A 23965-nucleotide genomic window follows, 5' to 3' on the forward strand; every position below is an offset into this window, starting at 1 on the left:
TCCTAAGAAACCAAGATTTTTTTCGGATTCAACCGCAAAATGCCCGCGGAAGAGAGTAAGATCGAGCCAAAACTGATCCCTAGACCGAGTAATGCCAATAAACCAATTTGTTGAGGGGAAACGGTGATCTCCAAGGACTCCACTTCTGCTGATTGGGTGAAGGATGGGAAAGAACCACCACGATTTCCGCCCATTTGCGGCATCTCCCCGCCTCCAGGACCAGCGTTTTCAGTGGCTGCTTGATCAGTCGTTGTCTCTGTTTGTTGTGCCAATAATTGCTCTCCGACGGCATTCCCGACAAGATTGCCGCTAGCGGCCGCGATCCCTAAAGCAAACACCATACAGACAAAAATCTCTGTGAAAAACTGTAGGATCACTTTAGCCCGTGACTCGCCTAAAGAGAGCAATACACCAATCTCATAGCGACGTTCCCGAATCGACATCATCACGATCAACGTCAAAATAATGATACCGGCAGCAGCAACTAACACAATAATATTTTTTGCAAAGCTAGCAACATTATTCAATGGTGTCAGCATCGACTGATACATTTGATCGTTGGTTTGAATGCTGTAGGTTTCTGTATCGATCAACCCTTCCGCTTCTTCCACGAATGCTGTCATCTCAGACGGATCACTCAAGGTATAGGTTGCTGAATCAATGGTGTCCTCATTGCCGCTCAACGTATTGGCAAGAGTATAAGAGGCAATGATCGTGTTGGCTGGGTTGAGAAAGTTAAACATTTGGCTCATGCTGTTGCCAACTTCACTCGTTTCATAGATTCCCTTGATCGTCACTTCTACTTCATTGTCCTCTGCATCAGTGATCGAAAACGTATCTCCGACCGCCAAATCATTCGCTTCAGCTAGTGAGGATTCGATCAGGACTTGGTTCGTACCTTCATCCTCAGAAGTAATTCCTTCTCCATCCGTGATCGTCGCTGTTCCTTCCGAAAAAGTCGTATACGCCGCACTGCTTGATACACCAGTGATTTGGAAATCACCCGTACTCATATTCCCACCAGGCATTCCTCCTGGCATACCGTCCATTTGCCCCGTCTCGCTGCTATCGGTTGCTTCTGACTCTGTCGATGAGTCACTGCTGGAGATCGGTTCGATCCCGCTGACGGCATCAGCAGAGGTGCTGACTTCAAAACTATATGAGGCAACCCCGTCTAAATCGGCGATCGCTTGGGCATCAGTAATCGCTACTGGTGTCGATTGAAAACTCCCTGGATCTGGTCGGGTGCTTTGGTCATCGCTGTCAGAAGAAGAGCTCCTTTGCTGAAAAGCCTGCTCGCGGTTTGCTTGCAACGTCACAGTTGCGCCAACACTTTTCTGGGCATTTTCAGTCGCTACTAGTGCCGCACTGCGAATCGTCAGACCCGCCAATACAAAAATCAAGATTGCAGAAAATACGGCGATCAGCAACAGGCTCCGGCCTTTTTTCGCCCATAAACTTTGGAGACCTCGTTTCAAAAAATTCATCTTTGTTCCTCCTGAATAGCTATTTATTGTCTTTCGACTATAAGGATCCTAGCTTAAATTGACCTTAAACCGTCTCCTGATTTTTTGAATCATAGAAACAGACCGCAACGGCTGCCTGCGATCTGTTCGATTTATTGATAACCATTTGGTGATGATCGGTGAAACTTCAACTAACGACCAAAACCACCGCCCATCTGATTGGTTGTCGCTGTTGCACCTGATTGGGTCAAGTTAGCGATAGTATCCGTGACGGACAATGTTCCTAACTCTGTCCCATCACTGAGGGTTCCGCCAGCATAATAACCGGAGACTGCTTGTGCATCATTCGTCCCACCACTGACCAACGTATAGCTGCTATCGGTCAAATCTGGGCTGGAAAGAACCACGTGTTGGTAGCTTTTGCTTGGGGCATAGGACAAGATCGTCTGACCTTGACTGTCCTTTAAGGTCACTAGGGTCTCGGCTGATTGGGTTTGATCGAAACTGATTCCGATCGACTGTTGACTACCACCGCTAACGTTCATGGCCATATCGGTCGTGCCTGCCGCTAACAAGACGCCGCCGGTGAGTTCAAATGTGCCGTTATAGTCCAAAGCACCATTGCCACCGGTCGTTGGACCATTTACGATGACGACGCCATCACTCATGGTGACATTGCCATTACTATCCAGGCCATCCCCTTCGGCATCAATGACCAACGTTCCACCAGTGATCGTGATCTGTTTACTGTCATCCGCGGTATCGCCGCCGCCAGGGCCGCCGCCAAAACTGTCTTGACCAAATTGTCCCGTTGTTTCATCCGTATCACTGCCACCACCGGCATTGATCCCATCATCGCTAGCCACGACGTGTGTCGTGCCACCTGCAATCGTGATTACACTTGCTTCTAATCCTTCATAGGATTCTTCGATAGAAATCGTTCCGTCGGAGATCGTCAATTCATTGTCGGCGTGGATCCCATCATCGCCACTGCTGGCAGTGATCGTGCCACCTGCAATGTTGATCGTATCATTGGCATGCAAGCTATCATCCGCACTATCGATCGCAAAGGTGCCGCTGCTGATGGTCATCACACCGCCAGCTTTCAATCCTTTGTAACTTTCATCCGTCACTAGCGACTGACTTTGGGCTCCGTCAGCCGTTTTGATCGTGATATCAGCTGATTGGATGCTTAAATTTGTTTCTGCTTGGATCCCGTCACGACCACTTTGGATCGTAAAGGTACCACCATCAATCGCAACGTAGCCTTTTTCCGCATCTTCCGTATTATTCGCTTGGATGCCATCTCCTTCAGTGGTGTTCAGTGTGTAGTTCCCCGCCAAGATCGACACGGAATCTTTTCCTTTGATGGCATTGTTTTTCGCTGTGATTTCAATCGTCCCCCCTGCTAAAACCAAATCATCTTTGCTGCGCAATCCGTTGCTGTAATTTCCTGTGATCACCAACGTCCCATCGCCGTTGATGGACAAATCTTCTTTACTATAAAAGGCAGCATCTGGTTCTGTCTCGCCTTCAGCCAAGGTGTAGCTGCTGCCATCCGTCAGAGTATTCGTCGTATCACTGGCTAAGGTCGTGATGACTTTTTCTGCTTGTTCGATGACGACGGCCGCCCCGTCTTCATTGGTGATCGTGACACCGGCAAAGATCAGATGGACTTTTTCTTCTTTGTTGACGTTGACAACCAGTTGGCCATTACTTAACGACCCGCTGACGACATAGGTGCCGGCTTGGGTGATCGTCACGGTTTGGTCTTCCACTGAAACGCCATCAACAGCCGTCGTGTCGCTGCCATTCAATTCAAGTTGCGTAGCAGTTGCCTCATCGTAGGAAGCATCAACATCTTCTTCTTCGTAACTACCGTAATAGTCCACAGAATCATCAAGGGTCGTTGAAACGTTGGTCACTGCGGCAGAACCGGAAACTGCTGCTGCGGAACTGGAACTGCTGCTCGTGCTAGTACTATCGGTTTGCCCGCAAGCGCCTAAGAGCAGCGATGAGAGCAAGAGTGGATAAATGAGTTTTTTCATAAAAGGTTCCTCCTTCTACAGCTCATCGCGGTTAGCGGTGAGCTTGCCTAAAACAACAGGTAAATTGCCATTACGAACCCGAACTTCATCAATGATTTGCTTTTCTTGCGCTTGGTCTTTTAACAGCAACTGATAGCGCAATTCATACAAGCTTCCCATCGTCGTCGTTCGAACCGATGTCAGTTTGGCAGAATGCGTATATTTTTCAAAGAGATCATCGAATAATTGTGGATAATCCAAATCTTCCGGAATCGTGACCTTCAGTTCCCGTTCACTCGTGGCTTGTCGATCGCCAAAGGGCATCGTATATAAAAGGGTCAAGAAAAGCGCCACGATAATGGAAAAAATGACAACATAGCCGACATACCCCATCCCAGTTGCCAGACCGATCCCCATCGACCAAAAGACGCTGGTAATCTCTCTAGAACCCCCGGGAACCGAGCGGAAACGAATCAAACTGAAGGCACCTAAGATCGCCACCCCTGTGCCAAGATTGCCGTTGACTAGCATGATCACCGATTGAACGAGAATCGGTAAGACTGCCAAGGTAATGACGAAGTTTTTCGTATAGACATTGCGGATCATATGGATCGCTGCCACTAATAATCCTAAAAGCAATGAGGCGGCGATACAGATCAATAAGCTACTCCATTCAAGGGTGCTCGTATCGCCAGAAAATAGACTAGATAACATGTAACCGTTCCTCCTTCTTGAATAAATGCCGTTGATAGGTTTGGGCATATTTTGAAAAGCTGCCTTTGCGCACACTGTATTTGTTCAGCAGTTCCACAAACCATATTGGATAAGAGCCGAGGGCTTTGACTTCCATCAACACTCCGACTTCCGGTGCTACTAGTTCACCGTCACTACCGGAACCTAACATGAGATCGCAGGTGCGAAAGCGAATGTTTTGATCGAACGTCACGCGAAATTCACTATCATCATCAACAAACAGCGACAGGCGATCATAGGCAATCAAGACTTTTGGTAGCAGGTCCGGGTTTTTCTTAAATAACCAGTGGATCTCCGCGGCGATTTGCGGGGCTTCCTCCATTGACGGCAAGACCCCCGTTTGCAACCAGCGGCAATAGTCAGCATAGGGCATCGGAACGCGGCGTTTGTAGACCACGCCACTGACTTTCTTCTTGATCTCTAAAAAAATCAACTGTTGCTCTGTCGGTACCCCATAGCTGCGGACCCGAAATTTTTCTTTGTATTTCGGTTTGTCCATCGAATGACGAATAAAGCGGTAATCCTGGGTATCATAATACAAGGACATAATCGTGTGTTGCCCATATTCATCGATCGCCATTTTTTGCTGCAACTCGCCAAGAAATGCTGGAAATTGCTCCTTAGTCAATAGATATTTCGTCTCTTTTCTTTGAAAGACTTTTTTTAATTTCATAAAATGTTCCTCCCTTGAAATCCATGCACTGAATTTACGGCAGCTATCTTAAATGCAGCTTAAGACAAAACAGTTTTTTTAAGCATTTTTTATGCTATTCGTGCTATTCTTATCCTTAAAGAGGTGGGAACATGATTAAATTATTAGTAATCGAAGATGACAAAACATTATCTGAAAATATGAAAGAGATCGTCAGCGAAATCGGTGAAGTCACGCAAGCATATGATGGCAGTGAAGGCTTGTACGAGGCGGAAACGGGGATCTATGACTTGATTATTCTTGACTTGATGATGCCTGAGATGAACGGCTATGAGGTGCTTTCAGCATTACGAAAAAAAGGACTCCAAACACCCGTCCTGATTTTAACAGCCAAAGACGGCTTAGAAGACAAAGTAACCGGCTTTCAAAAAGGGGCTGATGATTATTTGACCAAGCCTTTTTATCGGGAAGAATTATTGATGCGGATCAAAGCGTTGCTAAAACGCTCCTTAGGTTTGTTCAATGAAAATACACTGGAATATAACGGGTTGCTCTGTAACCTTGGCACCAACGAGGTCAGCTATCAAGGGGAGCTTTTACCGATTCAAGGGAAAGAATTTGAGCTACTGCTCTATTTTCTACAAAATAGAAACATTATTTTGACCAAGGAACAGATTTTTGATCGCATCTGGGGGTTCGATTCAGAAACGACCCTGACTGTCGTAGAAGTCTACATGAGCAATCTGCGAAAACACTTGCGCCAGACAGGAATCGACAAAGAGATCCGTACGTTGCGAAATGTCGGCTATATTATGCAAGGAGCCTAGTCTATGAATAAAGAACGCTCTAAGAGACAACGGCTGCACTCCTTTCTCCTAAATGTCAGTGCCTTTGCTTTGGTCTTCTTACTTTTAGGAACGATCGTGCTCCAATTATTCAACCAATCGGCTTATCGTCAAACCGATATTTCTTTGGAACAAGCAGTCAAAGATACCCGCTTGATCCAAGCTGAGATCAGCGCTTCGCAATCCAATCTAGAGGTATTGCCACCAGATAGTGCAATGCCGAAGATCCCTGGTACCAATCGCTTCAACACCCAGTTGATCCTCTGGTCTGAGGACGGCGAGATTTTAAACAAACAGACTTTAGGCGGCCGTTTTTCACAATTGGCAAGTCTATCTTTAGATACGAGCCATTTAGACAGTATCACGTCTTTTTCAGTGGTGGATCAGTCCTTGTCAGAGGAAGAAGAGACACTTTTGTTTCGCTCAATCACCACCAAAGCCCCAACCAATGACGCCGGGGTCGGCTATATCCAAGTCTTAGCGAACACCAATCAAATCAAAAATGCCATGAACAATTTCCAAACCATCTTGATTTTATCGATGATTTTTTTCTGGATTCTCTCGATCGGGATCAGCTACTTGCTTTCCAGCTTGAACATGCGCCCAATTTTAGCCTCGTGGAAGAAACAACAAGAATTTGTCGAAAATGCTTCTCACGAGCTGCGCACACCATTGACGATCATTCAAAATAGTCTGGAGCGCCTGTTTACCAAGCCCAATCATACGATCATTGAAGAATCTGAAAGCATTGCACAAGCGTTAGCGGAAACCCGACGGCTAACTGGATTAACGGCTGATCTACTAACGATTGCCCGCAGTGATTCCAATCAACTGCTGTTAACGAAAGAAACCGTCGAATTAGTTCCGTTTATCGATGACTTAGTCAAACCTTTCAAAGAAATTGCCGAACTGGATCAAAAACATTTTATTGTCGAAAATTTTGCCAAAACGACCGCTTGCTTTGATCAAAAGAAAATTCATCAAGTCCTCGTGATTCTCCTAGATAATGCCTTAAAATATACCAGCAGTGGTGATAAAATTACGCTCTTATCGGAGATTTCTAACAAGCAATGGCTGATCGAGGTCAAAAACACGGGACCAACTATTTCCGATGAAGAGAAAGCTCGCATCTTTGACCGCTTCTACCGCGAGGATCGTTCTCGCTCCAAGGAGACCGGCGGCTATGGTTTAGGCTTAGCGATCGCCAAGCAAATCGTCGAAGAGCACAAAGGACAAATTCTGGTCAAAGATCTGCAGCCACGAGGGGTTATTTTTCAGATTCGCTTACCTAAAGAAGGATAAAGGAGAAAAAAATGCAGGTCATCACCCTTAAAGAACACCCTGAATACTTAGCAGAAGCGATCCGTTACTTCCAAAAACAGTGGGCTGGCCCCGATTCCCTCATGGTTTATGAAGACAGCCTGACCCATAGTTTTTCAACAAGCATTTTGCCGCAATGGCTACTGCTGGTCAACGAAGAAATCGCAGCAGACGGACCTTATCAAATCATCGGCTGCGGCGGCTTGATCCCCAACGACTTCATCAGTCGGATGGATTTGACGCCTTGGCTTTGCGCCTTGTATGTGGACCCTTTGTGGCGTGGCCAAGGCGGTGCCCGCCTTTTGATCGAAACAGCTAAACAGCGCGCTGCTGGAGCTGGTTTTGATTCTCTGTATCTATGTACGGATCTTTCTACTTTTTATGAGCAGTTTGCTTTCGAACCGATCGGCACTGGCTACCACCCTTGGGGAGAGTCTTCCACCATCTATCGCTGTTCTCTCACGTAAATAAACAAAAAAAAGCTGTGAACAAAATTGTTCACAGCTTTTTTCACTCACAGTACTATTGCTAGTAGAATACCCTATCTCCACAAAAGGAATATTCCGACACCCTACAAATCCGGTAGGTTGCTTACGCGGTGTGCCTCTGCTATCAATCTGGTCAGCTAATGCTAGACCTTCTCGACTCGTCGCATGAGGATTACTTTACCATAAAATTAGTCGGAATACTACTGTTTTTTTTTATAAAATCAAAAACTGCGGATAAACATCTTTCAAGAAAGAGCACTTATCAGCAGTTTTACATGAACCAGTTGTTTCTTCTCAAAAGAAACGTTCAAATCGATGGATTCAAGAAACCTTAGGATAAGAAGGTTGCCACTTTGGTCGTAATCAAATCAATGGCTACGTGGTTTTCGCCGCCTTCTGGTACGATGACATCAGCATACCGTTTTGTCGGTTCGATAAATTGATGATACATCGGTTTTACGACCGTCAAGTATTGTTCGATCACAGAATCCAACGTCCGGCCACGCTCTTCCATATCACGTTTGATCCGGCGAATGATGCGAATATCATCATCTGTATCAACATAAAGTTTAATATCCATTAAATTACGCAAACGTTCATCTTCTAAAATCAAGATCCCTTCCAAGATAATGACTTCTTTGGGTTCTTGAATGATCGTTGCTTCGCTGCGGGTATGAGCGACATAATCATAGACAGGTTTTTCGATCGTTTGATATGCAAGCAGCTGCTGCAAGTGATCGATCAACAAATCAGTATCAAATGCAAAAGGATGGTCATAGTTGGTGTTCAACCGTTCTTCAAAGCTCAGATCACTTTGGTCTTTATAGTAGGAGTCTTGTTCAAGCATCATAATAGAATGGTTGGGGAAATGATTAAAGATCGCCCGACTCACGCTTGTTTTTCCACTACCTGATCCACCTGTCACACCAATAATAATGGGCTTGCCATTCGTCATTCAATTAACCTCTTTCATCTTAAAAAATTCACACTGGTTCTATTATAGCGAAAATTCGGCAAATTACTACTGTTTCTGTAGAATCAGTGCTGCAATAAAGGAAGTAATTGCTGCAAGCGTTCGATCTCAAAGGTAGGCTGAATCTCACCACTGTTTTTTTTCTTTGGATTAAACCAAATCGTGTCGATCCCTGCCAATTGTCCGCCTAAGATATCTGAAGTCAGTGAATCGCCAATAATGACTGTTTCTTGTTTTTTAACGTTTGGTATGCGGGCAAACACGTAGTCAAAATATTCTTTCATTGGTTTTTGATAACCCGTGTCTTCTGAAACAAAAATATCACGGAAATAGGGCTTCAATTTGGCATCTTCCAAGCGACGGTACTGGGTTTCAGAAACCCCGTTCGTAACCACGTATAGGTCAAAATGCTGCGCCAACTCTGCTAAGATCTCATCACTGTTGTCTAACAGTTTATGTCCTTCATTTAGAAATTCTCGGTACGCCAATTCAACTGCTGGACTATCGACCTGAATGCCTTGCGTTTCAAAAAACAAGCCGAAACGCTCATTGATGACTTGGTCTCTCGTGATTTTCCCTTGCTCAAACTGCTGCCACAAATCATGATTGATCGTTTGATAGCTTTGTTTGCGCTCTGGAGTCATTTCCAAGCCATGAGCTTCAAACAGTGCTTTTAAGGCTTGATCTTCGGTATCTTGAAAGTCGAGGATCGTGTCATCGACATCAAATAATAATGTTTTATACTTCATTTTCTCCCTCTTTCTCAGCGGAAATGCGCCGCCAGTCCTTTTAATTCTTCTTGCGTCAGCGAGCGATAACTGCCCACTGCTAAATCATCTGGTAGAACCAGCGAACCCATCGCTGTTCGTTTCAGCTGGATGACTTTTTTCCCTCGGGCTAAAAACATCTTTTTCACTTGATGGAACTTGCCTTCAGCAATTTCTAACGAAACAAAGGAATGATCCGCTCGGGCATCGATGATCGTTAGGGCAGCTGGTTTGCAAGTGACACCACCATGAAAGGTGATCCCTGTGGCAAATGCCGCCACATCTTCAGGAGTCACCAAGTCATTGACCACCACTTCATATCGCTTGGTCACCTTTTTGGTGGGATGCAGCAAGTCATAGCCTAACTGACCATTCGTCGTAACTAATACCAACCCTTCCGTGTCCCGATCCAATCGACCGACGGCATAAAGATCAGGATGTTGATCTTCGGGTGCAATCAAAGCGATCACTGTCTGGTGCTGTTGATCCAGATTGGCTGTAACGACACCCTTGGGCTTGTTGACGATATAATAGCGTTCCTGTGTTTCCAACTGCCGCCCCGCAACCATGATTTGATGCAAGCTGCTATCGACGTTGCGCTCGGGCCTTCGCTCAATCCTATGATCCACAAAGACCTTTCCTTGCTGGAACAACCGTTTCATCTCTTTCCGAGATGTATTCAATTGTTGCTCGATCACTTTATCTAAACGCATAAATTTTTCTCCATAGTGGCTATTATAGCTTAGGATCTAGCGAAAGGAAACTGCCAGGATTTCAAATGATTTGACTTTCTTTGTCTTTTTGCGTAAGGTTAAAGAGTAAAGTAAATATAGTTTCTCATACACAGCGTTATGACCTGGTGGAGAAAAGTTGAACCAAAACTTTCTGGGGCAGTTGTGTACACAACTGCCCTTTTGCGTGTTTTCACTCACGTACCACTTAATGTGCAGAGTTAACAAAATTTGCTTAAAAAATCTCGTTACTAACGAGAAAATTTTAGGAGGAATTGAGTTATGTCAGTATCATTAGAAGTTACGAAAAGAGAAGTTCGCCCACGTTCTTTGCGGAACAAGTTGCGTCACGAAGGAAAAGTACCTGCAATTGTCAATGGGTACAAAGTAGAAAGCACACCGATTGCTGTCAATGCAGCAGAATTAGAAAAAATCTTGCGTGAAAATGGATTGAATACCGTAATCACGATCAGTTTAGAAGGCAAAAAAGTCAATACACTGATCAAAGAGTATCAATCAGATACCTTCACACGCAATTTAACCCATGTTGAATTCCTATCTGTCGATATGAATGAAGAAACCGAAGTAGAAGCAGAAGTAACCTTAATTGGCGAATCTGCTGGTGTCAAAGCTGGTGGTGTTCTAGCACAAAACTTGTATACAGTCGTTGTATCAGCAACACCAGACAAATTGCCTGAACGTGTTGAGATCGATGTGACGTCATTAGAGATCGGCGATTCATTAACAGTGGCTGATCTGCCTAAGAACGACGAGTACACGATCGTGACCGATCCAGAAGAACAAATCGTTGCGGTTACTGAACCACAAGAAATCTCTGAAGATGAAGAAGCCGGCGAAGCTGCTGAACCAGCAGTTATCGGTGAAGACGAAGAGTAATCATAGAACACCGTTCTTAAGATCACGTCTTCAATCAACAGACACTTCTAAGAAATGTAGGACTCTTGAAGGGATTTCCCTTCAAGAGTCCTTTTCATTCTTACGAAGAGCTGGTATGCTGCAACTGACTATTTCCCATTGAAAGACGTCTTTGGGAAAGCTTGGTCCAGCCAACCCAACAAATTTTTAAGAAAATAGTTAAAATGCGTCGCTGACCAAAAAGAAAAGCAGAAGTAGTTGCATTTTTGACGGTTCTTCATTATGATAAATAGACAAATTTGATGTTAATGGCAAGCCTACTTGAAGGAGGGGTTTATTATGTTTGAAACATTTGATGATCACCGCAGTCGTTACGCTTCTGGCGGTATTGTTCAAACACTACCTAGCGAACTGATCGATAGTATCTGGTTGATCATCGATCTTGATTTAAAAGGGTTTATTCCGTTGACAAATCTGCTCACCTTTGAAGTCCAAAACAATCATGGTCGTGTCACCCTGCTTTTTTCTCAAGCCCAAAGTCAAATCGAACTTGGTGTTGATCTACCGTACCGGTATTCCGACCTGTATCCCCAAAAAGTCTATGTATATGACGATGGGCAACGGCAAACGATTTTATTGCCTAGCGAGACTCGTTAACGCCCATTCGCCATTCTCTTTTTATAACGACACCTATATAAAAAACCACCCTTTTTATTTTAGAAGGCGGTTTTTTTTTGCATACCTCCTTTCATTTAATTCTGTCTAGCAGCAATTTCAAATAAATACTCGACAAAAACATCGTTTTTTATTACGTTTTATTGACTATTTTTTGCGAGTGAAAATAACGAATGAAGTTCCCTTATAATAAGGACAGTTGCAAAATTTAGCTGAAAGAGGTGCATGATGTTGAAAAATATCCTTGAAAAAGATATTATGCAAATGCTGCGACTCTCCACAACACTTTTAACCGAAAATCCCCTGCCTTTGAATAAAGCTGCTTCCGCCCAAAATATCTCTGTCAAAACGATCCGCCGGCTGCTGTCAAGCTATTTAAACGAGGACCCATTCTTCCACTATGATGTACAACAAGGGCACATTCGTGCAGAACGTCATTTGCAGCAATCAGCCAGTTGCTCCCTCCCCCATATGGAAATGATTGCTGCATTATTCACTAAAAGTGCAAATTATCAGCTACTCTTGCTCTTGTTAAAAATGCCGACTATTTCCTTTGCAGATCTCTACAAACGCTATTATCTCAGCCCATCCAGTTTGCATCGGCGCTTTTCATCCTTTTCTAACTTTTTAGCACCTTATCAACTAGCTATCGATCGCCGCAGTTATCCTTTAATCACTGGCAACGAACGACAACTGCGCTATGTGCTTTTTCGCCTTACCCTCTTAGCAAACCCAGCGCTTATCTCCCCCAATCAAGCGTTTCAGGAGCTGACACAAATCCATCAGTTACGGAAAACTGCTTTTTATCCCAACACATCAATCACGTTTACTCAACAAGTTTTTCCCAAACACTTTGTTCCAAGTTTCTACTTAGTCGGCGAACGCAGCTATTTGTTTTTATGGAAACAGCTTCTAACACTGGAGCCTTTCTATGTACCTGCAGAAGAATCTGGCCTCTTATGCCAAATCATCACCCCAGTTTTGAGACAGTATCCAATCGAGCAGCCGTTAGAGGTTCTTTTGCCGAAAATTTTCCAAGCCCATCTGCTGGGGGCATTATTGGAGGGCAATTTATTTGTCTACCCGCCATTAAATCCTCGCTTATCTGAACGTTCACAACGCTTGGTCCGTGCTTTCTTGACACAGCTTCCCCACTACGAAAAACTTTTAAAGAAGCATCCCGAGTTGCCCTTACTCTATGAATGCATTTGGCAAGACGTCTCTTTCTTCCAACCCATCATTGCCTTTCCGCAACAAAAAGAGCGCCCACTTGAATAGTGGTACGCTCTTTTTAAAATCATTTTACTATCAGTGAATTATTTTGCGTCAGCATCAACGATTTTCACTGAACCTTGCCATTGTTCTTCAACAAAGTCTTTGATTTCGTCTGAATGAAGCACTTCAATCAATTTCTTGATTTTGTCGCTATCTTCGTCACCACTGCGGACAGCGATCACGTTGACATAAGGAGAATTATCCGCTTCTAATAAAACAGAATCATCCGCTGGGTTCAAATCGATCCCGAATGCGAAGTTCGCATTGATGGCAATTAGGTCTGCTTCGTCGTTTTGATAAGCAGTCGCCAAAAGAGATGGATCGACGTCATGTTTAAATTCTAAGTTTTTCGGATTTTCAGCAATATCATCAAAGGTTGCCGTTTCTGTATCAACGCCGTCTTTTAAGGTAATCAAGTCAGCATCTTGTAAAATCGTTAGGATACGGCCCCAGTCAGATTCAGAAGTGGAAGTAAGAACCGTTGCACCATCTTCTAGTTCTGAAATATCAGAGATTCGTTTTGAGTAAAGACCCATTGGCTCGATATGGATCGCACCGGCATTAACAAAGTCATAGCCATTGTCTGCGATTTGTTTGTTCAAGTAAGGAATGTGTTGGAAGTAATTGGCATCGATATCGCCATTTTCCAATGCTTTGTTTGGCAACACATAATCATCGAAGGTCTTGATTTCAAGATCAATGCCTTCTTCTGCTAGTAAAGGTTTGGCTTGTTCTAAAATTTCCGCATGAGGCGTAACCGATGCACCGATCACTAATTTTGTTGATTCTCCCTCAGCCGCAGATGAATCAGAGCTTCCTGAATTTGAGCCCGTTCCACAAGCAGCTAAAGCGGCAGTTAACAATAAGGTTGTTGCAATACCAAAAATCTTTTTCATATCCATTTCCTCCCATATTTTCCACTTTTTGTTCTTCGTTTCATTTACCGTTTATCGGTGGCCTTCGCAAGGAAATCGCCGACCCCTTGGATAATGAAAACGATAATTAAAATAATCACTGTTGCAACAAGCGTAACAGTGTAATTTCCACGTTGAAATCCTTCTTGCCAAGCCAAAGCGCCTAGCCCACCGGCACCAATCGCACCTGCCATGGCGGTATAACCAATCATTGAGATCGTTGTGACCGTCAGTCCTGAGATCAATGCCGGAACACTTTCTGGAATCACGATCTTATAAATGATCTCCCAGTAACTGGCGCCCATCGCTTCGGCGGCTTCAATCACACCAGGATTGACTTCACGAAAAGCAATTTCCACCATCCGAGCATAAAACGGCGCAGCCGATAAAACTAATGCTGGGATCGCTGCTTTTGCCCCTAGGAACGAACCGACTAATAATGTTGTAAACGGAATGATCAAGACCATCAAAATCATGAATGGCGTTGAGCGAAAGGCGTTACTGATGATGGAAACCACATTATAGAAAATGTTGGCTCCCGCCGTTTGTTTACGCCCTAGTGAATAAAGCGCCAATCCTAGAAGCAAACCGATCACAACCACTAAAACCATTGAGAAAAAAGTCATAAACAAAGTGTCCAGAGTGGCTTGCTGCATGTTGGTCCAGTCGACTTTTTCAAAATTAAAATAGGTTTCTACAAATGACTTATCCACGCTCAATCACCTCCACGCCTACTTGCTGCTCTTTGAAAAAGGCGATCGCTTTTTCGACCTCACTTGCTTCACCTGTCAATAAGACCGTCAAGCCGCCAAAGGATCCTTCATTGGTTTGTTGGATCTTTCCGTAAACGACATTGACATCGATCTGAAAGCGGCGGATCGCTTGTGAAATGACTGGTTCATTGGCGTTGTCTTGTGTAAAGGTCAAGGTCACTAAATGCCCTTGCGGATTTTCTCGTAAGAAGGCTTGCCGTAGTTCTTCAACATCTTCTTCTGGTTCCAAATCTTGCTGAACAAAACGTTTGGTCACTTCTTGCTGCGGGTTACGGAAAACCGATTGTACTGATCCTTCTTCAACGATCTGCCCATGCTCCATCACCGCGACCTTGTTGCAGATTTTGCGAATGACGTTCATTTCATGGGTAATCAGCACGATCGTCAAATGCAATTTTTTATTGATAGAAAGCAAGAGATCCAGCACTTCTTCTGTTGTTTGTGGATCTAACGCACTCGTTGCTTCATCACACAGCAAAATTTCTGGTTCATTCGCTAATGCACGAGCAATCCCGACTCTTTGCTTTTGTCCGCCAGACAATTGTGCCGGATAGGCAGTTTCCCGTCCTTCCAACCCAACTAACTTGATCAGCTCTTGCGCCCGTTGCCGTCGTTTTGCTTTTTCAACGCCTGCCAACTCCAATGGCAATTCGATGTTCTCCGCCACCGTTCGAGACCATAATAGATTAAAGTGCTGAAAAATCATGCCGATTTTTTTACGGAAGTTTCTCAATTCTTTGTTTTTCAATGCCAAAATATTTTGACCGTTAATGACTACATCTCCTGCTGTCGGCAATTCTAAGCCGTTCAACAAACGAACTAATGTACTTTTCCCAGCACCAGAGTAGCCAACGATTCCATAGATATCGCCTTTTTCCACTTGCAGTGAAACATCATTGACGGCGTGGACAGCCGTTTGCTTTTTGCCGAATGACTTTTTTACATGCGACAATTCGATTAATGCCATGTTATTCCCATCTTTCCTCTTTGGTTGGTTAAACACAAAAAAAGCTTTCATCCTCTGTACATTATACTGTTACAAAGGACGAAAGCACAACTTCCGCGTTACCACCTTGATTTACTGTCGATTCACATCAACAACCTCGCTCAGTACTTGAATTGCTTCGCATACTGCTGCACTGTAACGGGTGCCTCCCGTGATAGGCTTGTTTCCACTCACCTATCATGCTCAAAGACCATCTTCCATCCTCTCTCCGTCGCCCATTTACACCAAACAGGGCTCTCTGTGTACGTTAAGAACATGTACTCTTCTTTTCAAAGCATTCATTTATTGAGCAAATTATAGCAACGTCTTATCCGACTGTCAATTCTTTTTGAAAAAATAGTCGTTTTTACAGATTTGACTTACAAAGCTTCAAATTGACTTGGGTCAACCTCTTTGAAGCTGACCAGCCAAGCATTCATTTCGTCTTCATCATTTAAGGTATCAATGGATTGATCGATTTTTTCATTTACGGAAGAAATCACGCCCGTCAATGGACTTGGAAATTCACTGACTGCTTTTTCCGCTTCTAGCTCAACAAGGGTCTCTCCTTGTTTTAAAGCAGTTCCTGCTTTTTGAATCGAAGCAAACGTGACCGTACCAAGTTCTTCTTGCGCTTCTTTTGTTAAACCGACACAATATTCTTTCCCGTTAAACAAAACCCACAAATTATCTTTTTTTCTTAAGCATTTCTTTTCCATGATTCTAGTAAGACTCCTTCATATTCATTTTCTTTAAATCCATTAATCAAAAAGCGGTCGCCGCTAACTAGCAGTGGGCGCTTGATCAACATACCATCGGTTGCCAGCACGTCGGCTGCGTCTTGGGCAGTCATGGTCGGCACTTTTTCTTTTAATTGCAATTCACGGTATTTCATGCCGCTTGTGTTAAAGAAACGGGTTAACGGTGCTTCGCTTGATTGGATCCAAGCCAGCAATTGTTCCGGTTGAGGCGGTGTGGTCACCATATCGATCGCTTCAAAGGGAATCTCGTGCTCTTCTAACCAACGCTTCGCATTTCGGCATGTACTGCATTTTGGGTACCAATAAAATGTAATCATGTGAACTCCTTAAAGTGTTTTTGGTGCGGTCTCAGCTTGATAGCGCATCGATAAAATCAAACCGATCCCAATCATATTGCTTAATAGGGCAGATCCTCCTTGGCTAATAAACGGCAGTGGAATCCCCGTCAACGGTAAGAGACCGATGTTTGCGCCAATGTTTTCAAACACATGGAAGAGAATCATCATAATGATCCCAGTTGCCAAGTAAGCATAAAATTCATTGTTGGTATCGAAACATACGCGGATCATCCGGTAGATCAAAATAAAATACAATAAAATGACAAACGCGCTGCCAATAAACCCAAAATTCTCACCGATCACTGAAAAAATCATATCGGATTCTCGGACTGGTACATACACATCGCTGACATTAAATCCTTTCCCGAACATCCCGCCAGATGCGATCGCCATCAGAGCGTACGCCAATTGGAAGGATTGCCCTTGGGTATCATGAAAAGGATCTAGCCACGAATCGATACGGGCGAACTGATACTCTTTAAAGATCCCTGTATTGTACAGCAACTCACGACCAACATCGGTGGTCACTAAGAAAATCGTTCCGCCACCGAGAATCACGAATGCCGCAATCACTGGCACAACGATTCGCCAAGAGATCCCCGACATCAAGAAGACCCCACCGAAAATCGCCAGAAAGACCAGCATCGTACCAAAGTCGTTTTGCAAGGTAATCAGGATCAGTACTGGAATCGTGACGGCCAACATTTTCGCAATCAGCAACCCATCTGTTTTCAAATCCCGTTCCCGATGCTTGACATTGTGCTGCGTGACGACTAACGCCAACATCATAATATAGGCAATCTTCATCAACTCTGAAGGCTGGAGGGTAAAGGGACCAAAACGGAACCAGTTTTTTGACCCTGTCGAGGTAGCCATTGTCCGGTCATAAAATTTCAACAGCGCCAACATGACGGCTAATCCAGCTCCATAAATATAGGGAGTCAATTTCCAGAGCCATTTTGATTTGATCTGCATGATAATAATCACCGCAATAATACCTAACACATACCATAAAGCTTGAAACCCTAAGGTTCGCCACATATTCGGGTTATTTGGATCATGCGTCAACGCCACATACAAGGACGCCACACCAATCAGACATAATAAAAATACGGGTAGAATCACACCGTAGTCAATTCGATTATCGTTCGTTTTTATTCGTGAATTTTCCATGTCCACACTCTCTTCTGTAGAATCTTTATCCATTATAGTGATATTTGAGGAGAAAAGAAAGGATTGTCCATGAGCATTCACAAAAAATTTAGAAACTTTAATGATTTTCGGGAAAAGAGGGTTAAAAATAATTCAAATTGATAAGAATTACAACGAGAGCGGACCTAACTTCTGATTCATATCTGATCAATCAGAGTATAATTACAGTATATCTATTAGACAGGAAGTTCAGAAGCATATTTTTCTATTAAAACTCGCTGAATACGTCTATATCTTATTAGTAATAAATCACTTCATTTCAACTATTCTTCTTTATTTTGATTATTCTTTGCTCAATGTAACCGAAGTAACCGAACAAAGCAACTTTAACTCAGTCAAAAATTGCCACCCTATTTTCATTTCAAAGAAATAGCAACCCGTGACTACTTCTCTTAAGCTGCTCAAAATATAAATTGATGCACGACGAGCCTAATTTACCACATTAATGTGGTAATGAAATGTTATTTACGCCACCACATAATTTCACTAGAATACAATTAAGGAAGCGCTTCCGGAGGTGAACCAATGATTTTAAATGATCGAGAACAACTACTGTTGCAACTACTATTAGAACAAACGGAGTTTCGCCCTGCCTCTTTTTTTCAAAAGCAGTTAAATGTATCCCAAAAAACGGTTTATAACAATTTAACGACTTTAGAAAAGAAACTAAAAGATTCGGGACTAGCTATCAAAAAAGTACCAAGAAAAGGAATCTTTTTATCTGGTTCTGAATCAGCAAAACAGAATGGTTATCGATTGTTAGCAAAAAAAGAGACTAAACTCGAACTATTTTCACCTAATTATCGTAAAATCTTTATTTTCGCTAACTATCTGTTTTCAGTAAAACCAATGCATTATCAGGAATTCTCTGAATATTTTTATATTAGCAACCAGTCAATAAAGAAAGATGTTGATGAAATCGTTGCTTTCTGTCGATTCCATCAAGTATCAACAAAAATGACTACTAGCGGACTCAAGCTAACCTCAGTTGAATCTGCTGCTCAAAACGTATTCAAATCTTTTTTAGAGAAGTATACCGACGCCAAAGCCAGTGAAAATCTTTTGGTCAACAATCTCTTTGACTCTAAGGTTCTCGATTTAACGAAGAAATTTGTCTCAGACATGACTCAAACAATCGGCCATCCAGTCAATAATTATTCTATTGAATCCTTGAAGCTTTCATTGCGAATTTTTCTTTCAAGACTTCTTATAGATAAACACATTGAAAAACAAGAGCAGCTAGTATTTGACGAACTTAGACGAATGAAATTCTATATGATCGCGGTTGATTTTTCTGAAATGATCCAACAGCAACTACCTGTTCAATTTAGTGATACAGATATTCAATATGTATGTTCCTTGTTATTAGCACACGGCATCGAACCTTTTGGTCAAATGGATGAGCCTCACGAATCTACTATCACAAATTGTACGAAACAAATTATTCAAAAAATGTCACATATGTTAAACGCAGATCTGACACAAGATAAATTATTACTGCAAACATTGCTGGCTCATATCGTTCCCATGATCCATCGATCAAAGACAGGAATTTTATTGAAAAACCCACTGATAAAAAGTATCAAAAAACAATACTCAACAATGTATACATTGACCAAATATGCAATTGGAGATTTAGAGGAGCGATTTCAAATCTTATTAACAGAAGACGAAGTTTCTTTTCTGACGATCCATTTTCAGCTAGCCTTTGAAAAGATAAAAATTACTAACCATATACTAATTGTTTGCCAATCTGGTTTTGCTACATCGGAGTTGATTTTTAACCGTATCAAACAGACGATCGCTGCTGATACCGTATTGGAGATCATTCCTTTGAGTAAACTGGCCAGTACATCTCTTGAGGCTGTTGATCTGATCATATCAACTATTCCATTGGACATTACAGCACCGCCAGTTATTTATATTTCGCCGCTTCCTACTACCGAAGAAATAGGAAGAATCTCAGCAAAGATATCTAATCTTAATGAGAATGAGAAAAATTTTTACTCAAAAAAATACCAGAAAACGACTTTATTACAAAAATATTTAGATCCTACTTTCCTTTTTGTCAAAAAAAAGTTTCGAGCAAAAAAAGATGTACTGGATTTTTTAGCAGATGATTATCTGAAAAAAAAGCTTGTTACAACAAAATTTAAGCATTCTCTATTTGAACGAGAGGAACTAGGAAGCACGGGCTTAAAGACGGGAGTAGCCATTCCACATGCTGATCCACATACAGTGAAAGAAACAAAACTTGCTTTTCTCACCCTCGATGCGCCAATTACTTGGGGAGACACAAAAATCCAACTAATTGTTTTGCTTGCGATTGCTGAAGAAAACATGATCGAGGCAAAAGAGTTGATCGCTTCGATTTACGGATTGTTTAACTCAGCCGAAGAAATTCAATGGATCGTTAATAGTCAAACGCAAGAAGAACTGTATCAAAGATTGTTAAGAGGAGGAAATTGATCATGTTTTTTGATCACCAAATCGTGTTACTTGAAAAAGATTCTAAAACAAAAGAGGAAGCTTTTCGACTATTAGCAGACGAACTCATCAAAACTCATTGTGTAAATGATCAGTTCTATCAAAATATCGTACAGCGAGAAGAAACCTTTCCTACAGGTTTAAAAATTAACGGCATTGGGGTAGCGATCCCACATACGGACAGCAAATTTGTTTTACGATCCCAAGTCGCTTTTATGTCACTTGCCTCTCCCCTTTCATTTATTGAAATGGGTTCGCAAGAAAAGAAAATCGATGTATCTCTGTTGTTCATGCTTGCATTGAAGGAACCACATGAGCAATTGGGTATGCTACAAAATCTTATCTCTATGTTTCAAACACCAGGGGTTTTGGAAGCCCTATCCTCAGTAACGACTAAAGAAGCGTATCTTTCGATTATTGAAAAAAATGGACTGCAATAAAAAGGAGGAACAATTATGTTAAATGCATTACAGTGGTTCGTTGATCTAGGTTCAATCGTTGTTTTGCCTATTTTAATTTTTATTTTTGGAATAATTTTGGGAACCAAGCCTGGCAAAGCCTTTACTTCAGCCTTAACTGTTGGTGTCGGGTTTGTTGGATTGAATTTGGTGATTGACCTTCTAAGCAGCAGCTTGGGTCCTGCCGCCCAACATATGGTTGAACGTCTAGGATTAAATTTGACAACGATTGATGTCGGATGGCCTGCCGCAGCGGCAATTTCTTACGGGACGATTTTAGGAAGCCTTGCGATTCCGATTGGTGTGGTCCTAAATGTTTTACTCATCATTTTAGGGCTGACTAAAGTATTGAATGTAGATATTTGGAATATTTGGCACGCAGCCTTCATCTCTTCTCTGATTTATGCCCTCACTGGAGACTTTGCAATGGGGATCGCGGCCACCGTCATCTATTTGATGATGATTCTTTTAATGGGAGATATTTTAGGTCCGATCATTAATAAGTTCTACGGATTTCCTAATATCACTTTTCCTCATGGTACCGCCGCACCCGGATTCATCTTTGCACTACCGATGAATTGGCTCTTTGATCGTATTCCGGGACTAAAAGATTGGAAAGCAGATCCAGAAACCATTCAGAAAAAATTTGGTGTCTTTGGCGACTCCACTGTTATGGGCTTTTTGATTGGTCTCATCATGGGAATACTTGCCGGATATGACACAGCAGGTGTCGGCCAATTAGCCGTCCAAACAGGCGCTGTGATGGTTTTGATGCCTAAAATGGTTGCTTTACTGATGGAAGGACTAACACCTATTTCTGAATCTGCAAATGAGTTCGTCAAAAAACGGTTTCCTGGAAGAGAGCTTTACATCGGTATGGATGCAGCATTATCAGTTGGTCATCCAGCTGTCCTTTCTTCCTCATTGCTGCTAGTTCCGATCACTATTTTGTTAGCCGTAGTTCTACCTGGCAATACGACCTTACCTTTTGGTGATTTAGCAACCATTCCCTTTCTGATTTGCTTGATGGCTGCTGTTTTTGGAGGAAACATCATTCGAACAGTAATTGCTGGAACGATTTATATGGTAAGCATTCTCTATATTACTTCGTGGGCAGCACCGCTTGTCACTACTGCTGCTCGATCCGCAAACTTTGATCTACAAGGAAACTCTATGATCACTGCTATGGCTGAAGGTGGTTTATGGACCACATTCCTTTATGTCGGCTTAACCAAAATATTAAGCTGGGGCGGTTTAGCCATAATTGGTGTCTCTGTTTTGTTTGGATTGATTTATGTAAATAAAATTCGTCCCAAGAAACAACTATCAAAATAATAGGAGGAAATGATAATGAAAAAACTATTGATTATGTGCGGCACAGGTGTTGCAACTTCAACAATTGTAACAAACAAGGTAAAAGAATGGCTGAAAGAAAAAGGGATGACTGATCAAGTGAAACTGTATCAATCCAAAGTGGCAGATGAGATGAATAAAATTGATGACTATGACATCGTGGTGAGTACAACGGTTGTTCCAGACTCAATCAAAGATCGCGTAATTATGGGGCTGCCACTCTTAACAGGGATTGGTACAGAAGAAATGTACGCGGAAATCGAAAAGAAAATCAAAGAATAAGGAGAATGCCCTATGTTGGTCACAACAAAAGAACTATTCGCACATGCAGAAAAACACAATTATGCATTACCTGCAGCAAATTTTTTCGACTTAACTAGTGCAAGATCATACGCGGAGACTGCTGAACGTTTAAACAAGCCTTTGATATTGGCCTTCGCTCAGTCCCATATGAACATGTTGACTTTAGAAGAGGCTGCCATGATTGGAAAATTTTTGGCAAAGAAAAGCACTGCACCTATCGCTCTGCACCTAGATCATGGTACCGATGAAGAGGTCATCAAAAAAGCCATTCATTTAGGTTTTACTTCCGTAATGATCGATGCTTCTGAGGAGCCATTTGAAGAAAATGTCCGCCGATCAAAGGAGATCGCCGATTACGCTCATAAAAATGGTGTCGTTGTTGAAGCCGAAATCGGGCACGTCGGGTCGGAAAACAGTCTGGAATCAGCCGGAAATAGTCAATCTATTTACACAGAACCTTCTGAGGCTGTTGCATTTGCCAAATTAACCGGGGTTGATTCGTTGGCAGTTTCTATTGGCACCTCTCACGGACATTATCAAGGGATTCCCAAAATAAATTTTGACGTTTTAAAGGAAATACACCATGCTGTCAATGTTCCTCTTGTTCTGCATGGCGGATCCTCTTCTGGCGATGAAAACCTTGAAAAATGTGCCTTAGAAGGTATCCGGAAAATAAATATTTTTACTGACTTTGTCACTGCTGCTATGAATGAAATTCACAAAAATCAACCAAATGACTATTTCGATTTACTTCATTCAGCAAGCAATGGAATGTCCAAGACACTCGAGCACTATTTTACAGTCTTTCATACCAAACCTTATCGTGAAGGAGAAAGCTAATGAAAAAAAGAACTTTAAGAACGCCATTCTTTGTCATCAATCCCAAAGCCTATCTTTATGGAAAACAAGCATTGGCATTGGCAAAAGCTGCTGATGAGTTGTCATCTTTGTATGACATCGACATTCTATTTACTGTTCAGCATGCAGACGTTTCTTTAATTAAACAGGCAACAACACATTTATTCGTCACTGTCCAACATTTAGACGGAATCGAAATTGGTCGTGGAATGGGCTATGTTTTACCCGAAGCAGTGGCAGAAGCCGGAGCTGAAGCTACCTTTTTAAACCATGCTGAACACCCCATGACATTGCAAGAACTGACTAAAGCGATTCAGCGCTCAAATGAATTGGGTCTCTTAACAATTGTGTGTGCGAATTCATTGACTGAAGCGAGAGCCGCGGCTTCCCTGAAACCGGATGTGATGGTTTGCGAGCCAACCGAACTAATTGGGACAGGACAAACCAGTGATCTTCAATACATGACGGAAACAAATCGTGTTGTTCGGGAAATTGATCCAGAAATCCTGATTTTGCAGGCTGCTGGTATATCTAGTGCGGCCGATGTTGAAAAAGCTTTGTCGTCAGGTGCTGATGGTACCGGAGGGACAAGCGGCATTGTGCAAGCAGATGATCCCGTTCAAACCCTTACAGAAATGATCAAACAAGCGGTGAAGCATAAAAAGGAGGATTAAC

The 23965-nt window shown here is 42.6% G+C and carries 25 protein-coding genes and 1 other annotated feature; of the genes, 12 read left to right on the plus strand and 13 right to left on the minus strand.

What is annotated here, in order from left to right; all coding sequences use genetic code 11:
* Nucleotides 1–2: 2 nt before the first annotated feature.
* The 4 genes from IGJ74_RS15670 to IGJ74_RS15685 form a co-directional block, all read right to left on the minus strand.
* Nucleotides 3–1487, minus strand: a complete 1485-nt coding sequence (locus IGJ74_RS15670) for an ABC transporter permease (RefSeq protein ID WP_016612931.1) — start codon at nucleotides 1485–1487, stop codon at nucleotides 3–5.
* Between the two features lie 170 nt (nucleotides 1488–1657).
* Nucleotides 1658–3514, minus strand: coding sequence for a carbohydrate-binding domain-containing protein (locus IGJ74_RS15675; RefSeq protein ID WP_101699368.1), 1857 nt, complete (start codon nucleotides 3512–3514; stop codon nucleotides 1658–1660).
* Nucleotides 3515–3529: 15 nt separating this feature from the next.
* Entirely contained in the window at nucleotides 3530–4207 is a 678-nt protein-coding gene (locus tag IGJ74_RS15680) for a DUF4956 domain-containing protein (protein ID WP_005233649.1), read from the minus strand.
* On the minus strand, nucleotides 4197–4919 hold the full coding sequence (locus tag IGJ74_RS15685; RefSeq protein ID WP_218193033.1) for a polyphosphate polymerase domain-containing protein: 723 nt from the start codon (nucleotides 4917–4919) through the stop codon (nucleotides 4197–4199). Before IGJ74_RS15685 ends, IGJ74_RS15680 begins: the two co-directional genes overlap by 11 nt.
* A gap of 131 nt (nucleotides 4920–5050) precedes the next feature.
* On the opposite strand from IGJ74_RS15685, the gene IGJ74_RS15690 reads away from it, so the two are divergent.
* The 3 genes from IGJ74_RS15690 to IGJ74_RS15700 are packed head-to-tail and all read left to right on the plus strand — an operon-like array spanning nucleotide 5051 to nucleotide 7530.
* A complete protein-coding gene (locus tag IGJ74_RS15690) occupies nucleotides 5051–5725 on the plus strand; it encodes a response regulator transcription factor (RefSeq protein WP_005233644.1) in 675 nt (224 codons plus the stop codon).
* A 3-nt stretch (nucleotides 5726–5728) separates the two neighbouring features.
* Nucleotides 5729–7045 (plus strand): sensor histidine kinase, encoded by a 1317-nt coding sequence (locus IGJ74_RS15695; RefSeq protein ID WP_005233642.1) that lies wholly within the window; start codon nucleotides 5729–5731, stop codon nucleotides 7043–7045.
* Nucleotides 7046–7056: 11 nt separating this feature from the next.
* A complete protein-coding gene (locus IGJ74_RS15700) occupies nucleotides 7057–7530 on the plus strand; it encodes a GNAT family N-acetyltransferase (RefSeq protein WP_016612933.1) in 474 nt (157 codons plus the stop codon).
* Nucleotides 7531–7882: 352 nt separating this feature from the next.
* Here IGJ74_RS15700 and udk read toward each other — a convergent pair whose 3' ends face one another.
* From udk to IGJ74_RS15715, 3 genes are all read right to left on the minus strand, one after another.
* Nucleotides 7883–8506, minus strand: a complete 624-nt coding sequence (udk, locus tag IGJ74_RS15705; protein WP_005227927.1) for a uridine kinase — start codon at nucleotides 8504–8506, stop codon at nucleotides 7883–7885.
* Between the two features lie 83 nt (nucleotides 8507–8589).
* Nucleotides 8590–9273, minus strand: coding sequence for a YjjG family noncanonical pyrimidine nucleotidase (locus tag IGJ74_RS15710; protein WP_016612934.1), 684 nt, complete (start codon nucleotides 9271–9273; stop codon nucleotides 8590–8592).
* Nucleotides 9274–9287: 14 nt separating this feature from the next.
* Nucleotides 9288–10004 carry a 16S rRNA pseudouridine(516) synthase gene (locus IGJ74_RS15715; RefSeq protein ID WP_016621920.1) on the minus strand — a complete coding sequence of 239 codons (717 nt, stop codon included), beginning with the start codon at nucleotides 10002–10004 and terminating at the stop codon, nucleotides 9288–9290.
* Between the two features lie 300 nt (nucleotides 10005–10304).
* On the opposite strand from IGJ74_RS15715, the gene IGJ74_RS15720 reads away from it, so the two are divergent.
* The 3 genes from IGJ74_RS15720 (at nucleotide 10305) to IGJ74_RS15730 (ending at nucleotide 12851) form a co-directional block, all read left to right on the plus strand.
* Nucleotides 10305–10919, plus strand: a complete 615-nt coding sequence (locus tag IGJ74_RS15720; protein ID WP_005227923.1) for a 50S ribosomal protein L25/general stress protein Ctc — start codon at nucleotides 10305–10307, stop codon at nucleotides 10917–10919.
* Between the two features lie 318 nt (nucleotides 10920–11237).
* Nucleotides 11238–11555 (plus strand): DUF960 domain-containing protein, encoded by a 318-nt coding sequence (locus tag IGJ74_RS15725; RefSeq protein ID WP_005233624.1) that lies wholly within the window; start codon nucleotides 11238–11240, stop codon nucleotides 11553–11555.
* 243 nt (nucleotides 11556–11798) lie between these two features.
* Nucleotides 11799–12851, plus strand: a complete 1053-nt coding sequence (locus IGJ74_RS15730; RefSeq protein ID WP_087664571.1) for a helix-turn-helix domain-containing protein — start codon at nucleotides 11799–11801, stop codon at nucleotides 12849–12851.
* Nucleotides 12852–12889: 38 nt separating this feature from the next.
* On the opposite strand, the gene IGJ74_RS15735 is transcribed toward IGJ74_RS15730, so the two are convergent.
* The 6 genes from IGJ74_RS15735 to IGJ74_RS15760 form a co-directional block, all read right to left on the minus strand.
* Complete coding sequence (locus tag IGJ74_RS15735) at nucleotides 12890–13744, minus strand: MetQ/NlpA family ABC transporter substrate-binding protein (protein WP_010749087.1); 855 nt, start codon at nucleotides 13742–13744, stop codon at nucleotides 12890–12892.
* Nucleotides 13745–13788: 44 nt separating this feature from the next.
* Nucleotides 13789–14475, minus strand: a complete 687-nt coding sequence (locus IGJ74_RS15740) for a methionine ABC transporter permease (protein ID WP_005233617.1) — start codon at nucleotides 14473–14475, stop codon at nucleotides 13789–13791.
* Nucleotides 14468–15502, minus strand: coding sequence for a methionine ABC transporter ATP-binding protein (locus IGJ74_RS15745; RefSeq protein WP_008379383.1), 1035 nt, complete (start codon nucleotides 15500–15502; stop codon nucleotides 14468–14470). Before IGJ74_RS15745 ends, IGJ74_RS15740 begins: the two co-directional genes overlap by 8 nt.
* Nucleotides 15503–15573: 71 nt before the next feature.
* Nucleotides 15574–15823 (minus strand) — a binding site (T-box leader).
* Between the two features lie 77 nt (nucleotides 15824–15900).
* A complete protein-coding gene (locus tag IGJ74_RS15750; RefSeq protein ID WP_087664570.1) occupies nucleotides 15901–16239 on the minus strand; it encodes a glycine cleavage system protein H in 339 nt (112 codons plus the stop codon).
* Nucleotides 16221–16598, minus strand: coding sequence for an arsenate reductase family protein (locus IGJ74_RS15755; protein ID WP_005233612.1), 378 nt, complete (start codon nucleotides 16596–16598; stop codon nucleotides 16221–16223). Before IGJ74_RS15755 ends, IGJ74_RS15750 begins: the two co-directional genes overlap by 19 nt.
* A gap of 9 nt (nucleotides 16599–16607) precedes the next feature.
* The gene (locus tag IGJ74_RS15760; protein ID WP_008379376.1) at nucleotides 16608–17792 is read right to left on the minus strand and encodes an FtsW/RodA/SpoVE family cell cycle protein; all 1185 of its coding nucleotides are present in this window, start codon (nucleotides 17790–17792) and stop codon (nucleotides 16608–16610) included.
* A gap of 564 nt (nucleotides 17793–18356) precedes the next feature.
* On the opposite strand from IGJ74_RS15760, the gene IGJ74_RS15765 reads away from it, so the two are divergent.
* From IGJ74_RS15765 to IGJ74_RS15790, 6 genes are read left to right on the plus strand one after another with little or no spacing between them, the layout of a single operon-like run.
* Nucleotides 18357–20300: a BglG family transcription antiterminator gene (locus tag IGJ74_RS15765; RefSeq protein ID WP_005233607.1), complete on the plus strand. Its 1944-nt coding sequence runs from the start codon at nucleotides 18357–18359 to the stop codon at nucleotides 20298–20300.
* 2 nt (nucleotides 20301–20302) lie between these two features.
* Nucleotides 20303–20758 carry a PTS sugar transporter subunit IIA gene (locus IGJ74_RS15770; protein ID WP_005233600.1) on the plus strand — a complete coding sequence of 152 codons (456 nt, stop codon included), beginning with the start codon at nucleotides 20303–20305 and terminating at the stop codon, nucleotides 20756–20758.
* A 15-nt stretch (nucleotides 20759–20773) separates the two neighbouring features.
* Nucleotides 20774–22111 carry a PTS galactitol transporter subunit IIC gene (locus IGJ74_RS15775; protein WP_005233598.1) on the plus strand — a complete coding sequence of 446 codons (1338 nt, stop codon included), beginning with the start codon at nucleotides 20774–20776 and terminating at the stop codon, nucleotides 22109–22111.
* Nucleotides 22112–22126: 15 nt separating this feature from the next.
* Nucleotides 22127–22411 (plus strand): PTS sugar transporter subunit IIB, encoded by a 285-nt coding sequence (locus IGJ74_RS15780; protein ID WP_008379369.1) that lies wholly within the window; start codon nucleotides 22127–22129, stop codon nucleotides 22409–22411.
* 12 nt (nucleotides 22412–22423) lie between these two features.
* Complete coding sequence (locus tag IGJ74_RS15785; protein WP_005233590.1) at nucleotides 22424–23272, plus strand: class II fructose-bisphosphate aldolase; 849 nt, start codon at nucleotides 22424–22426, stop codon at nucleotides 23270–23272.
* Nucleotides 23272–23964: a triose-phosphate isomerase gene (locus IGJ74_RS15790; RefSeq protein ID WP_005233588.1), complete on the plus strand. Its 693-nt coding sequence runs from the start codon at nucleotides 23272–23274 to the stop codon at nucleotides 23962–23964. The genes IGJ74_RS15785 and IGJ74_RS15790 overlap by 1 nt, the downstream gene beginning before the upstream one ends.
* Nucleotide 23965 lies beyond the last annotated feature (1 nt).

The sequence above is a fragment of the Enterococcus sp. AZ009 genome, assembly GCF_050548785.1.
Classification (GTDB): domain Bacteria; phylum Bacillota; class Bacilli; order Lactobacillales; family Enterococcaceae; genus Enterococcus_D; species Enterococcus_D entomosocium.